At 55.2% G+C, this 13,394-nt stretch carries 11 protein-coding genes and 2 pseudogenes; 1 reads left to right on the forward strand and 12 read right to left on the reverse strand.

Annotated features, from left to right (window positions below; genetic code table 11):
• Positions 1-36: 36 nt before the first annotated feature.
• From rplT to rraA, 10 genes and pseudogenes are all read right to left on the reverse strand, one after another.
• Positions 37-399 carry a 50S ribosomal protein L20 gene (gene rplT, locus LHAB_RS12025; protein WP_026036460.1) on the reverse strand — a complete coding sequence of 121 codons (363 nt, stop codon included), beginning with the start codon at positions 397-399 and terminating at the stop codon, positions 37-39.
• Positions 400-424: 25 nt separating this feature from the next.
• The gene (gene rpmI, locus LHAB_RS12030) at positions 425-628 is read right to left on the reverse strand and encodes a 50S ribosomal protein L35 (RefSeq protein ID WP_019428895.1); all 204 of its coding nucleotides are present in this window, start codon (positions 626-628) and stop codon (positions 425-427) included.
• Positions 629-764: 136 nt separating this feature from the next.
• Positions 765-1,364 carry a translation initiation factor IF-3 gene (gene infC, locus LHAB_RS12035; protein WP_090046659.1) on the reverse strand — a complete coding sequence of 200 codons (600 nt, stop codon included), beginning with the start codon at positions 1,362-1,364 and terminating at the stop codon, positions 765-767.
• 86 nt (positions 1,365-1,450) lie between these two features.
• Entirely contained in the window at positions 1,451-3,370 is a 1,920-nt protein-coding gene (gene thrS, locus LHAB_RS12040) for a threonine--tRNA ligase (RefSeq protein WP_090046661.1), read from the reverse strand.
• A gap of 105 nt (positions 3,371-3,475) precedes the next feature.
• Positions 3,476-3,706 (reverse strand): annotated as a pseudogene (locus tag LHAB_RS12045) (isocitrate lyase); the annotation flags it as partial.
• Positions 3,707-3,835: 129 nt separating this feature from the next.
• Positions 3,836-4,474 (reverse strand): nuclease-related domain-containing protein, encoded by a 639-nt coding sequence (locus tag LHAB_RS12050; protein WP_090046663.1) that lies wholly within the window; start codon positions 4,472-4,474, stop codon positions 3,836-3,838.
• Between the two features lie 156 nt (positions 4,475-4,630).
• A pseudogene (locus LHAB_RS12055) lies at positions 4,631-4,864 on the reverse strand (isocitrate lyase); the annotation flags it as partial.
• A 153-nt stretch (positions 4,865-5,017) separates the two neighbouring features.
• Positions 5,018-5,845: an alpha/beta hydrolase gene (locus tag LHAB_RS12060; RefSeq protein ID WP_090046665.1), complete on the reverse strand. Its 828-nt coding sequence runs from the start codon at positions 5,843-5,845 to the stop codon at positions 5,018-5,020.
• Positions 5,846-6,150: 305 nt separating this feature from the next.
• The gene (gene aceA / locus LHAB_RS12065) at positions 6,151-7,482 is read right to left on the reverse strand and encodes an isocitrate lyase (protein ID WP_090046667.1); all 1,332 of its coding nucleotides are present in this window, start codon (positions 7,480-7,482) and stop codon (positions 6,151-6,153) included.
• 249 nt (positions 7,483-7,731) lie between these two features.
• Positions 7,732-8,241: a ribonuclease E activity regulator RraA gene (rraA, locus tag LHAB_RS12070; RefSeq protein WP_090046669.1), complete on the reverse strand. Its 510-nt coding sequence runs from the start codon at positions 8,239-8,241 to the stop codon at positions 7,732-7,734.
• A gap of 245 nt (positions 8,242-8,486) precedes the next feature.
• Between rraA and LHAB_RS12075 the strand changes: the two genes are divergently transcribed.
• Complete coding sequence (locus tag LHAB_RS12075; RefSeq protein ID WP_090046671.1) at positions 8,487-8,885, forward strand: SWIB/MDM2 domain-containing protein; 399 nt, start codon at positions 8,487-8,489, stop codon at positions 8,883-8,885.
• Positions 8,886-9,009: 124 nt separating this feature from the next.
• Here LHAB_RS12075 and LHAB_RS12080 read toward each other — a convergent pair whose 3' ends face one another.
• Both LHAB_RS12080 and clpB read right to left on the reverse strand, forming a co-directional pair.
• On the reverse strand, positions 9,010-10,710 hold the full coding sequence (locus LHAB_RS12080; protein ID WP_090046673.1) for a thiamine pyrophosphate-binding protein: 1,701 nt from the start codon (positions 10,708-10,710) through the stop codon (positions 9,010-9,012).
• Positions 10,711-10,781: 71 nt separating this feature from the next.
• Entirely contained in the window at positions 10,782-13,388 is a 2,607-nt protein-coding gene (clpB, locus tag LHAB_RS12085) for an ATP-dependent chaperone ClpB (protein WP_090046675.1), read from the reverse strand.
• Positions 13,389-13,394: the final 6 nt, after the last annotated feature.

A 13,394-nucleotide genomic window follows, 5' to 3' on the forward strand; every position in this document is an offset into this window, starting at 1 on the left:
GTGGCACAGGCCCGAGAGCCCGTGTCACTCATGGACTCAAGCTGCGGCCAGTTTGGCTTTGACTTGGTTCACGATGCCAGCAAAAGCGGCCTTGTCGTGCACGGCGATGTCCGCCAGCATCTTACGGTCGATTTCAATGGCAGCCTTCTTCAGGCCGTTGGCGAACTGGCTGTAGGTCAGACCGCATTCACGCGCAGCGGCGTTGATACGGGCAATCCACAACTGACGGAACACACGCTTTTTGGTGCGGCGGTCACGGTAGGCGTATTGGCCAGCCTTCATCACCGCCTGTTTGGCGATACGGAAGACATTGCCGCGGCGACCGCGGAAACCTTTTGCAAGGGCCAGGACTTTCTTGTGACGGGCGCGTGCCGTTACACCACGTTTAACGCGAGGCATAGTTTTTCTCCTTGTTCGTCAGTGATTACAGGCCAGCCATGGGCAGCATTTGCGCGATGTGACCCATATTGGTCTCATGCACAGCCACTGCACCGCGAAGGTGACGCTTGTTTTTGGTGGTCTTCTTGGTCAGGATGTGACGTTTGAAGGCTTGGCCGCGTTTAACGGTTCCACCGGGACGAACACGGAAGCGCTTTTTAGCACTGCTTTTGGTCTTCATCTTGGGCATGTCAATGCTCCTTTAATTGTGCTCGTGAGGCGTCTGCAAAATCTTTGCAGCCTTGTTGGCCCCGAGCCACTTTTAACAAAAGCTACCCGAGGGCAGCTTTTGATTCAACCAGCCCGAAAGCCGGTCAAATTCTTTCTCAAGCCGGTTCAGCAGGTGCAGACGCGTCTGCACCTTTGCCGCCACTGGCAGGTTTTTTGCGACCTGGCGCGATCATCATGATCATCTGACGGCCTTCCAGTTTTGGAAATTGCTCGACGATGATGGAATCGGCCAATTCGTCACGAATCCGGTTCAGCAAGGCCATACCCAATTCTTGGTGGGTGATCTCGCGGCCCCGGAATCGCAAAGTGATCTTGCATTTGTCGCCATCGGCCAAAAAGCGGCGGATGTTGCGCATCTTGATGTTGTAGTCACCATCGTCGGTACCCGGACGGAACTTGACTTCCTTGATGTCAATGACCGTTTGCTTGGCTTTGGCTTCTGCCGCACGCTTTTGCTCCTGGTATTTGAACTTGCCGTAGTCCATCAAACGGCAAACCGGAGGGGTGGCGGTGGCGGCAATTTCAACCAAGTCCACATCCATCTCACCCGCCAAGCGCAAAGCTTCGGCGAGAGACAAGATGCCCATAGGCTCATTGTCAGGACCGGACACCCTGACTTCAGGGGCCATGATTTCACGGTTCAAACGGTGTTTACGTTCTTCGCGGTGGCGACGATCACGAAATTCGGTAGCGATGACTCAATCCTTTACGGAACAAAACTGCAACATGCAGCCTATCCATCTTTGTGCCCGCGGGCCAAAGCTTGTGGCGAAACTCACCTTCAGGCTTTAGAAGCGATGTCGGCAGCAATGAGTTCAATGAACGCATCGATCGACATCACACCGAGGTCTTTGTTGCCTCGGGCGCGCACTGCGACGGTACCTGCCGCCTTTTCCTTGTCGCCAGCGACGAGGATATAAGGCAGCTTTTGCAACGAATGCTCACGTATTTTATACGTGATTTTCTCGTTGCGCAGATCAAGGTCGACCCTAAGGCCTTGATTTGACATCGATTTTTGCAGTTTTGCGGCGATTTCGCGACAGTAATCGGACTGTGCGTCGGTGATGTTGAGCACAGACACTTGCAAAGGGGCCAACCATGTGGGCAATGCACCCGCATGCTGCTCGATCAAAATACCGATGAAGCGCTCCATGCTGCCCACGATGGCGCGGTGCAAGATCACAGGGCGCTGGCGGCTGCCGTCTTCGGCGGTGTATTCCGCGTCCAAACGCTCGGACAGGTTGAAATCGACCTGAATGGTGCCGCACTGCCATTCACGGCCAATGGCGTCTTTCAGGGTGTATTCGATCTTGGGTCCGTAAAAAGCACCGTCGCCTTCCGAAATCACGAAATCACAGCCTGAGGCACGAAGGCTGTCCATCAAGGCTTTTTCAGCCTTGTCCCACAGTTCATCCGAGCCAATGCGGGCGGCCGGACGGGTCGATACCTTGTACAGGATGTCGCTGAAGCCGAAGTCGGCGTAAACCTTTTTAAGTACTTTGGTGAAGGTGCCGCACTCGGGCAGGATCTGGTCCTCGGTGCAAAAGATGTGACCATCGTCTTGGGTGAAACCGCGCACCCGCATGATGCCGTGTAAACCACCCGAAGGCTCGTTGCGGTGGCACTGGCCGAATTCGCCGTAGCGCAGTGGCAGGTCGCGGTAGCTCTTGATGCCCTGCTTGAAAATCAGGATGTGCCCCGGGCAATTCATCGGTTTGAGGGCGTAATCGCGCTTTTCTGACTCGGTCGTGAACATGTTGTCACGGTACTTGTCCCAGTGACCCGTCTTTTCCCACAGGCTCTTGTCGATGATCTGCGGACCTTTGACCTCTTGATAACCATTGTCGCGGTAGACCTGACGCATGTACTGCTCGATGGTTTGCCAGACGGTCCAGCCTTTGGGGTGCCAAAACACCAAACCCGGAGCGTGTTCGTCAATGTGGAACAAATCCAACTCGCGCCCGAGTTTGCGGTGGTCGCGTTTCTCGGCTTCTTCCAGGCGCACCAAGTACTGCTGCAAGTCTTCCTTGCTGGCCCAAGCCGTACCGTACACACGCTGCAACATCTCGTTTTTACTGTCGCCACGCCAATAAGCGCCAGCCACTTTCATCAGTTTGAAATGCTTGAGCTTGCCCGTAGTGGGGACGTGGGGACCTCGGCAAAGGTCTTCAAAGTTGCCTTCACGGTAAAGGCTAACCTCTTGATCGGCCGGGATGCTGCCAATGATTTCAGCCTTGTAGTGCTCGCCCAAACCCTTGAAATAGGCCACGGCTTCATCACGTGGCAGGACACGGCGCACCACAGGCTCATCCTTGTTGGCCAGCTCGGTCATGCGTTTTTCAATGGTGGCCAGATCGTCTGGCGTGAAGGGACGCGAATAAGAGAAGTCGTAATAGAAACCGTTGTCGATCACGGGACCGATGGTGACTTGTGCCTCTGGGAACAAATCCTTGACGGCATAAGCCAGCAGGTGGGCCGTTGAGTGGCGGATCAACTCCAACCCTTCAGGATCCTTGGCGGTGACGATGGCCAGTTGCGAATTGCTCGCCATGCTGAAGCTGGTGTCCACCAATTGACCGTTGACCTTGCCCCCCAAAGCGGCCTTGGCCAAGCCTGCGCCAATCGAAGCGGCCACCTCGGCGACCGTGACCGGGCCTGGAAACTCGCGCAATGAACCGTCGGGAAGAGTGATCTGAACCATGTGTGTACAAGTAAAAAAGCGCGGCAAAGGCCGTGCTTGAAAGAAATGCCTAAACGCTGAAGGCAGATTTTAGCCGCCCTCGCCTTCGGCCTCTTGGCAAGTCGATCAGTGGAACTGCTCTTCTTCGGTCGAACCGGTCAGGGCTTTCACAGACGACGAACCGCCTTGGATCACGGTGGTCACGTCGTCGAAGTAGCCTGCGCCGACTTCTTGCTGGTGCGACACGAAGGTGTAACCCTTGTCGCGGGCTGCGAATTCAGGCTCTCGCACCATCTCGGAGTAGTGCTTCATGCCTTCGCCGCGAGCTTAAGCGTGGGCGAACTGGAAGGAGTTGAATCTGTGAATCCTCTGGAAAAACATAAAGTTTTATCAGGTTAGTGTTGGAAAAGTCCATCCACTTCTGCACAACCCACCGACCTTCCAAACACTATTGCGGAGAGAAAATTCAGTCAAGCAAGTGAAAAATCAGTCGTCAATTCCGTAACGTCTACGCAAATAGCCGACATGATCTAAATCAGTCTGATCGGTGATTGCAAGACGCGCCGTTTCAAGTCGGCCAACACAAAACTGCAGGCGATTGATCGTCATAACTTCTTCACTGTAGCTGCGAAGGTGATCAAGCATTTCCGCGACACTGAACACGCCAGTTGGTTTGACCGTCTTAAACTCGGCCTCGCCAGCGAAGACCACCAAAGGGTGAAACGCATCTGAGGGTAAAAAATCGAGAAGCTCTTCCACAGCCTTCAAATGAAGCCTGTTCTGAACAAGAGGATTTTGAAATTTAAACTTTGCTTTGAAGAGCACTTGTGTCCACTGTGCGTGTTGAGAATTTGCAAAGATCCATCCTTTGTAATCCTTTGTCTCAATCACAAAGACACCAAACCGCGAAATCAAGATGTGATCAACCTGCGTAGTCCCATCCCTCAATTTGAGCGTGATGTGATTCAACAGGTGGTAATCTGACGATCCGAATTTCGCTTGTATTGCATGAGAAACAAGTGACTCCCCAAGATTCTGAAATGAATGCGATCGGTAACGGGCAAACCCATATCCAAGCAAACATCCAATTGCCAGCGAACCAAGAATGAATGAGTAGTTGATCACAGTTGAAACATTTTACCGATCTGCTGAAGAGTCGAATCACGCTTCGCCACCCCACCCGGATCCGACCACACTTCAAGAAAAAAAGCCACCTTACGCTCTCGCATCTGATGGCTTTTCTACCCATCGGACACCCATAAAAGGGTACCCAATGACAGTCTATAAATGGAATTGCTCTTCTTCAGTGGAACCGGTCAGGGCTTTCACAGACGACGAACCGCCTTGGATCACGGTGGTCACGTCGTCGAAGTAGCCTGCGCCGACTTCTTGCTGGTGCGACACGAAGGTGTAACCCTTGTCGCGGGCTGCGAATTCAGGCTCTCGCACCATCTCGGAGTAGTGCTTCATGCCTTCGCCGCGGGCGTCAGCATGGGCGAACTGGAAGGTGTTGAATCTTCGGAAGCTTTTGAGAAGTTGATTGGTAACAACGAGTTAGTGGTGTTTTAAGGCAGCATCATTGTGGCCACCCACCGCCTTCCCAACTGCAGTAACAAGTTGAAGTGAAGTCACCACTTTACAAATCACCCATTCCAGCCCCACGAAATTTCATTGAGCAGCTATCGAATCAACCCAGGAAACAATTTGTTCAAGTCCATCAATTGGTGTCCGGAAGTGGTTACTACCAATCTCGACATACTTACTTTTAGGGTTCTGCGGCAACGAATCAAATACATACCCTTTACCAAGCTTGACCAATGAGTCATTGAGTCCAATGATCCACAGCACGGCCGTATGTGGCGGTAGTTTCTTAGCAACAACCGACATTTCTGCATCCCCCGTTGGATCGAAGTAGCTCATGAACTCGTTAGCAGTTGCAAAGTTAGCGACTCTCGAACCTTGGTTGATATCTGTAAAACGGCCCTTTTCGTCTCCCTTGCCTGCCGCGATCATTGATCTAGCCTCACCTAGCGAGTCTTTGACAGCACACAGTGAAATTGGTGCAATCCGCGTCAAACATTCACTGTAAAGAAGAGGTACATGGCCTGGTGCCATCATGGCAACACCGTCAACATCTTTATTTTGGGCTGCATACGACAATGCTGCTGGACTACCGATGCTGTGCCCAGCAATCACAATTTTCTTAGCCCCCTTAGCTCTCAACTGATCAACGGCAGTCTTAATCTCTGTCATGGCTTGCTGCCAGTTACCTTCCAGATACCTTTTGCGAGACCATGGCATCTCAGGTCTGCTCACCAAATACCCCCTAGACGTTAATGCATCAAAGAGCTTATTTATCGGGCTGAACGACCCTTCCGGCGTACCTTGCTTTCCATGCAGTATCAAGACCCCAACTTCTGGCGGGGAAGCGCACGCCGCTGAAAAAGACCCAAGCAAAGTAAAAAATGCAATGACAAACATTAGGATTTTTTTCATGCGTCAAGGGACTCCAGTTGAAATCAAATTATCAAAACAAATACATTTTACAAAGTAAGTGCACAAACCAATAGGGGTAAATGAGCCCCTCCCAGCCGCCAAGCTAGGAGGGAATCCCAGTAGATCCCCAGAGCTTGTGCAGCCATCTCTGCAGCATCCAACAAAGTCTCCTGGTTTGGTGGAATGCCAGTAAGCGACTGTCTTCCCAACGGCTTCCTAGTCAAACCCCGACAAAAAAGCCACCTGACACCGAAGCATCAGATGGCTGGTATTGAAAGCACCTCTTCAGGCGCTCTCAAAAAAGATCAGTGGAACTGCTCTTCTTCGGTCGAACCTGTCAGGGCTTTCACAGAAGACGAACCGCCTTGGATCACGGTGGTCACGTCGTCGAAGTAGCCTGCGCCGACTTCTTGCTGGTGCGACACGAAGGTGTAACCCTTGTCGCGGGCAGCAAATTCAGGCTCTTGCACCATCTCGGTGTAGTGCTTCATGCCTTCGCCGCGGGCGTAAGCGTGGGCAAATTGGAAGGTGTTGAACCAGTTGATGTGAATACCGGCCAAAGTGATGAATTGGTACTTGTAACCCAATGCCGACAGATCGTCTTGGAACGAAGCGATCTGGCTGTCGTTGAGGTTTTTCTTCCAGTTGAACGATGGCGAGCAGTTGTAGGACAGAAGCTTGCCAGGGCATGCAGCATGCACAGCTTGGGCGAATTCACGGGCAAAACCGATGTCTGGCACGCCAGTTTCGCACCACACCAAGTCGGCGTAAGGGGCATAAGCCACGCCACGGCTGATGGCTTGTTCCAGACCGTTTTTGACGCGGTAAAAACCTTCTTGTGTGCGCTCGCCCGTCAGGAAAGGCTTGTCGTTGGCGTCGTGGTCAGAGGTGATCAGGTTGGCAGCTTCTGCGTCGGTGCGGGCCAACACGATGGTGGATACGCCCATGACGTCAGCAGCAAAACGTGCAGAGATCAACTTCTCGCATGCTTCTTGTGTGGGGACCAAGACTTTGCCGCCCATGTGACCGCATTTCTTGACAGCCGCCAATTGGTCTTCAAAGTGCACACCAGCAGCGCCGGATGCAATCATGTTCTTCATCAACTCAAATGCGTTCAACACGCCACCGAAACCAGCTTCTGCATCGGCGACGACGGGGAGGAAGTAATCGATGAAGTCTTTGGAGCCTGGCTCGATGCCGCGGCCCCACTGAATTTCGTCCGCGCGTTTGAAGGTGTTGTTGATGCGGCGAACCATGGTCGGCACCGAGTCGTACGCGTAAAGGGACTGGTCGGGGTACATGGTCTCGGAGGTGTTGCCGTCGGCAGCCACTTGCCAGCCCGACAGGTAAACGGCTTCCAAGCCTGCTTTGGCTTGTTGCATGGCTTGACCAGCAGAGATCGCGCCGAATGCGTTGACGTAGCCTTTCTTGGCGCCGCCGTTGACCTTTTCCCAGAGCTTTTCTGCGCCGCGCTTGGCCAGGGTGTGCTCGATGGGCATGCTGCCGCGCAGACGAACCACATCGGCTGCAGAGTAGCCGCGCTTAACGCCTTTCCAGCGTGGGTTCGTAGCCCAGTCTTTTTCGAGGGCGGCGATTTGCTGTTCACGGCTCAATTGTTGAATGAGGTTGGCTGGCATGATGGACTCCTAAAGTCAAGTTGAAATCGGGCGATGTGGGCAGCGGATTCTGCTTTGTCGGTGCTGTGATCTTAACTCTTATAGAAGACCAGTTAATATTCTTATGTCTTATACAAGACATATATTTATTTGTTTAAAATCAATGCCTTACCAAATTTATTTCGCAATGTGATTTTAATTTTTCCATATTGAGAAATATTGCGGCACTGCAACAACAGAATTTCTCATATTATGAAAATCTCAGACGATCTATGAAATGTGCAGAGGATCACGACTGAGCACCATGCCGTCGGCATCGGCATAAAGCCAATCACCGGTGTGAACGCGGGTGCCTTGAACCATGACGGCCACGCCCGTTTGACCCTGCTTGGCACGGATGGTGGGCATGGGGTTCAAGGCCAAAGCACGAATACCAATGGGCACAAGGGCTATCTCAGAAACATCGCGCACGCAACCATTGACCACCACGCCCGCCCAACCCTGCCGAGCGGCAACAGCAGCCAAGTTCCCCCCCAGCAAGGCTCGCTGCAAACAAGCAGTGCCATCCACCACCAAAACACGACCTCGGCCCTCTGACTCCACAGCACTTTTGACATGGCTGTTGTCTTGGTAGCACTTCACAGTCAGCACCTGGCCATAAAAAGAGGTGAGACCACCAAAGTCTTTGAAAACAGGCAAGAGAACCCGGAAGTCGCCCGAGTCGACTGCTTTGTGCGCATCACAAAAATCACAGGTCGAAAAGGAAATCGCAGTGCCCATCGTTGCCTCCATCAGGTAAAACTCCAGTGGAATGGATGTGTCTTACACGGTGCATACGCACTGTGGCGGTGCGTATGGCGCATCGACATGGGAAAAAGCGTGAATCTGCCTGCAAATCAGGAACAACCCCTATAGAAAAATCTGAATTCGACTTGGAAAGTCGCTGTTTCTCCAGTAGCATGCAGTCAGCTGGAAACAAACTGTTACTCAGCTTCGAACCAACTTCCGTTCAAAGGAATTCAATCATGGCAACTGCGAAGAAAACTCCGGCAAAAGCTGCTCCCGCTAAAAAAGCAGCACCGGCCAAGAAAGCTGCTCCAGCGAAAAAAGCTGCAGCCCCCGCTAAAAAAGTAGCGGCCAAAGCACCCGCTAAAAAAGCGGCCCCTGCAAAAAAGCGCACACCCAATCCTGCTTTCATGAAAGCCTTGACGCCTAGCGCTGCTCTGGCTGCTGTGGTGGGTGCAACCCCACTGCCGCGCACCGAAGTGGTCAGCAAGATGTGGGTTTACATCAAGAAGCACAACCTGCAAGACAGCGTGAACCGCCGTGCGATCAATGCCGACGACAAGCTCAAGGCTGTGTTTGGCAAGGCACAAGTCACCATGTTCGAAATGGCTGGCTTGATTGGCAAGCACCTGAAGTAATTCAGTCGCTCTTGCGAGCTCTCCTATTGAAAAAACCCGCCAAGGCGGGTTTTTTTATGGGCCAAAGAACTTCATCCTTGGCCTTGGCACCATGGCTGGTGCGCCTTGTCCAAAACGCGTTCGATCAATCGGATGATTGGCGGGCCAAAGCAGCACGGGTGATGGCGCTCAGAGTACCGCGTGTGGTGATCACCTCTGGGTCCAGCATGACCTCGATCAGCGTGCCTTGTGGACGGGCCAGCGCCTCCAGCAAGGCCGGTTCAAAGGCTTGGGTGTGCTCAATGCGAACGCCGACATAACCATAAGCCGCAGCCAAAGCAGCAAAGTCTGGGTTTTGCAGTTTGGAGCCCGTCACGTGTTCGGGATACTCGCGTTCTTGGTGCATGCGGATGGTGCCGTACATGCCGTTGTTCAGCAGCACGATGATGCTCTTGCCACCATGCTGCACTGCTGTGGCCAGTTCCTGGCCGTTCATCAAAAAATCGCCATCCCCTGCGATGGTGAAGGCCACACGCCCCGTCAGCAAATTGGCCGCAATGCCGGCAGGCACGCCGTAACCCATGGCACCCACAGTAGGGGCCAGTTGGGTTTTGTGGCCTTTGACCAAGCCGTGGTGCTTGTAAAAACGGTGCATCCAGCTGGCGAAATTGCCAGCGCCATTGGTCAGCACAGCATCGGCAGGCAAATGCTTTTGCAGCGTGGCCACGATGGCGGGCATGTCGATGTCGCCCGGCAAGGCCTGTGGCGTGAGGTTGTTCAGGTAGTCGGCGTGCGCTGCTTGCGTCCAATCGGCCCAGGGCAGCTCGGTGGGTGCGCTCAAGACCTCTAGGCTGCGGGCGGCTGCGTTCATGGTGGCGTGGATGGCCAAATCGGCTTGGTAAACACGGTTGAGCTCTTCGGCGCTGGCATGGATGTGCACCAGCTTCTGTCGGGTTTTGGGCGCTTGCAGCAAGGTGTAGCCCCCGGTGGTCATTTCCCCCAGGCGCGGGCCGATGGCCACAATCAGATCGGCATCGCGCACGCGCTGGGCCAGTGCTGGTCCGATCCCGATGCCCACATCCCCGGCGTACAAGGGGTGGTGGTTGTCGAAAGTGTCCTGAAAACGGAATGCATTGGTGACGGGCAGCTGCCAGTTTTCGGCAAAACGCTGCAAAGCTTGGGCGGCTTGAGGCGTCCATCCGCCGCCGCCGGCAATCACCAAGGGCTGGCGTGCCGCCAAGAGCATGTCGCGCAGCGTGCGCAAGGCACCCGGATCGCTCCAGGCCTGAACCGGCTCCACGCGCCCCAGGGCCTGGGCGTTGACGGGGCGGGTCAGCATGTCTTCGGGCAACACCAACACCACTGGGCCGGGGCGGCCGTTCATGGCGGTGGCAAAAGCGCGGGCCACATACTCTGGCAAACGCTCGGGATCGTCCACCCGCTCCACGCGTTTGGCCATGCCTTTGGTAGAGGGGCCAAAAAAGTGGGTGTAATCCATTTCCTGGAAGGCCTCGCGGTCGCGGGTGTCGCTGGCCACATCGCCGACAAACAGCACCATGGGTGTGGAGTCCTGAAATGCGGTGTGCACGCCAATCGAGGCGTTGGTGGCCCCTGGGCCACGGGTGACAAAGCAAACGCCGGGGCGACCCGTGAGCTTGCCTTGGGCCTCGGCCATGAAGGCGGCCCCACCCTCTTGTCGACAGGTCACAAAAGTGAGTTGATCGCGGTAGAGGTGAAAGCCATCGAGCACGGCCAGATAACTCTCCCCCGGTACCCCAAAAGCATGGGTGACACCTTGGGCCAGAAGGCATTCAACAAGCAGATGGCCAGCAATTTTTGAAGTCATGCGCCATTGTGCCCAAGGCGCCTGAAGCCGTCTGTCACAGCCGTGCAAACAGCGCTTGCCAGCCTGCTGCGTCAGGACACGTGTTCGACCACCTGAAAATCAAACAGGCCCGGGGCACGCACCGGGTCGACCGAAACCTCGATGCTGCACTTGGGCGGAAAACGACCTTCCAGCAGCAATTTGGACAGCGGGTTTTCCAGCCTTTGCTGAATCGCTCTTTTCAAAGGCCTTGCACCGAACACCGGGTCAAAACCCACTTTGGCCAATTCGGACAGTGCCGCTGGGCTGACCTTCAAAGTCAGGTCCATGCGGGCCAGGCGGGCTTGCAAAACCTGCAACTGGATCTGCGCAATCGAGGCGATGTGCTGGGCATCCAGGCCGTGGAAAACCACGGTCTCATCGATGCGGTTCAAAAACTCGGGGCGGAAGTGGGTCTTGAGTTCGTCCCAAACCGCGTCCTTGATGTCTTCAGCAGGCTGGCCCACCATGGCTTGTATCAGGTGCGAGCCCAAATTGGAGGTCATCACGATCACGGTGTTTTTGAAGTCCACGGTACGGCCCTGACCATCGGTCAAGCGGCCATCGTCCAGCACCTGCAGCAAGATGTTGAAGACATCCGGGTGGGCTTTTTCCACCTCATCGAGCAGCAGCACGCTGTAAGGCTTGCGCCGCACAGCCTCGGTCAGGTAACCGCCCTCTTCGTAGCCCACATAGCCGGGCGGCGCACCGATCAGGCGGGCCACAGAGTGCTTTTCCATGAACTCGCTCATGTCCATGCGGATCAGGTGGTCTTCGCTGTCGAACAAAAAACCTGCCAAGGCCTTGCACAACTCGGTTTTGCCCACGCCTGTAGGACCCAAAAAGAGGAATGAGCCCGTGGGGCGGTTCGGATCGGACAGGCCCGAGCGCGAGCGGCGAATGGCGTTGGCCACGGCCGCAATGGCTTCGTCCTGGCCGACCACGCGCTGGTGCAGTTTGTCTTCCATTTGCAGCAGCTTTTCACGCTCGCCCTGCATCATCTTGGACACCGGAATGCCGGTGGCGCGAGAGACCACCTCGGCAATCTCTTCGGCACCCACCTGAGTGCGCAGCAAGCGGTGGACCGGTTTTTCGCCGGGAGCGGCTTCCTTGGCCTGCACTTCCTTGAGGGTTTTTTCAAGCGCAGGCAACTTGCCGTACTGCAACTCGGCCACCTTGTTGAAATCACCCTTGCGCGTCAGCTCCTCGATTTGCTGCTTGAGTTGGTCGATTTGCTCACGCACCTGCTGGCCGCCTTGGGCTTGGGCCTTCTCAGCCCGCCAGATTTCTTCCAGATCGGCCGCCTCTTTTTTGAGCTTGACAATCTCTTCCTCGATCAGGGCAAACCGTTTTTGCGAGGCTTCGTCATGTTCTTTGCGCACGGCCTCTCGCTCGATCTGCAGCTGGATCAAACGGCGGTCGAGTTTGTCCATCACCTCGGGCTTGGAGTCGATCTCGATTTTGATCTTGGCCGCCGCCTCATCGATCAGGTCAATCGCCTTGTCGGGCAGGAAACGGTCGGTGATGTAGCGGTGGCTGAGCTCGGCCGCAGCCACAATGGCCGGGTCGGTGATGTCCACGCCGTGGTGAATTTCGTATTTTTCCTGCAAACCTCGCAAGATGGCGATGGTGGCCTCGACCGTGGGTTCGTTGACCAGGATTTTCTGGAATCGGCGCTCCAAGGCCGCATCTTTTTCGATGTATTTGCGGTACTCGTCCAAGGTGGTCGCGCCCACGCAATGCAATTCACCCCGTGCCAGTGCGGGCTTGAGCATGTTGCCGGCGTCCATGGCCCCTTCGGCCTTGCCGGCACCCACCATGGTGTGCAGCTCATCAATGAACACAATGGTCTGGCCTTCGTCCTTGGCCAATTCGCTGAGCACGGTTTTCAGGCGTTCTTCAAACTCGCCACGGAACTTGGCCCCGGCCAGCAAAGCGGCCATGTCGAGCGACAGCACGCGCTTGCCCTTGAGCGAATCGGGTACCTCACCGGCCACAATGCGCTGCGCCAAGCCTTCCACAATCGCTGTTTTGCCCACACCCGGCTCACCGATCAACACGGGGTTGTTTTTGGTGCGGCGCTGCAAGACCTGGATGGCGCGGCGGATTTCATCGTCCCGGCCAATCACCGGGTCCAGCTTGCCGATGCGGGCACGCTCTGTCAGGTCGATGCAATACTTTTTGAGCGCCTCGCGCTGGCCTTCGGCATCGGCATTGCCCACACTTTGGCCGCCGCGCACCGCCTCGATGGCGGTTTCCAGGCTCTTGCGGTTCAAGCCATGCTCTTTGGCAAGGCGACCGATCTCGGACTTGCTCTCGGTCAACGCCAGCAAAAACAATTCGCCTGCGACGAAAGCATCGCCGCGCTTGATGGCTTCTTTTTCCGCCGCCTGCAAGAGCTTGACCAGATCTGGCCCCACCGTCACCTGGTCTTGCCCGCTGACCTGGGGCAAACGCGAGACGGCCGCTTCGGTGGCCTGCAGCAAAGCGGGCACCTGAACGCCTGCTCGCAACAAAATGGCTTTGGGACCGTCGTCCTGCTTGAGCATGGTCACCAGCACATGCTGGGGTTCGATGTAAGCATGGTCTTTGCCAAGGGCCAAGGACTGGGCGTCCGACAAGGCTTCCTGAAACTTGGTGGTCAGTTTGTCAATTCGCATGTATGG

This window comes from Limnohabitans sp. 2KL-27 (assembly GCF_001269345.1).
GTDB lineage: Bacteria > Pseudomonadota > Gammaproteobacteria > Burkholderiales > Burkholderiaceae_C > Limnohabitans_A.

What these genes read in the sequence shown, in the direction of transcription:
- aceA (WP_090046667.1), bottom strand. Translation starts at nt 7,482, where the DNA reads ATGCCAGCCAACCTCATTCAACAATTGAGCCGTGAACAGCAAATCGCC.
- rpmI (WP_019428895.1), bottom strand. Translation starts at nt 628, where the DNA reads ATGCCCAAGATGAAGACCAAAAGCAGTGCTAAAAAGCGCTTCCGTGTT.
- thrS (WP_090046661.1), bottom strand. Translation starts at nt 3,370, where the DNA reads ATGGTTCAGATCACTCTTCCCGACGGTTCATTGCGCGAGTTTCCAGGC.
- rraA (WP_090046669.1), bottom strand. Translation starts at nt 8,241, where the DNA reads ATGGGCACTGCGATTTCCTTTTCGACCTGTGATTTTTGTGATGCGCAC.
- LHAB_RS12080 (WP_090046673.1), bottom strand. Translation starts at nt 10,710, where the DNA reads ATGACTTCAAAAATTGCTGGCCATCTGCTTGTTGAATGCCTTCTGGCC.
- LHAB_RS12060 (WP_090046665.1), bottom strand. Translation starts at nt 5,845, where the DNA reads ATGAAAAAAATCCTAATGTTTGTCATTGCATTTTTTACTTTGCTTGGG.
- LHAB_RS12075 (WP_090046671.1), top strand. Translation starts at nt 8,487, where the DNA reads ATGGCAACTGCGAAGAAAACTCCGGCAAAAGCTGCTCCCGCTAAAAAA.
- clpB (WP_090046675.1), bottom strand. Translation starts at nt 13,388, where the DNA reads ATGCGAATTGACAAACTGACCACCAAGTTTCAGGAAGCCTTGTCGGAC.
- rplT (WP_026036460.1), bottom strand. Translation starts at nt 399, where the DNA reads ATGCCTCGCGTTAAACGTGGTGTAACGGCACGCGCCCGTCACAAGAAA.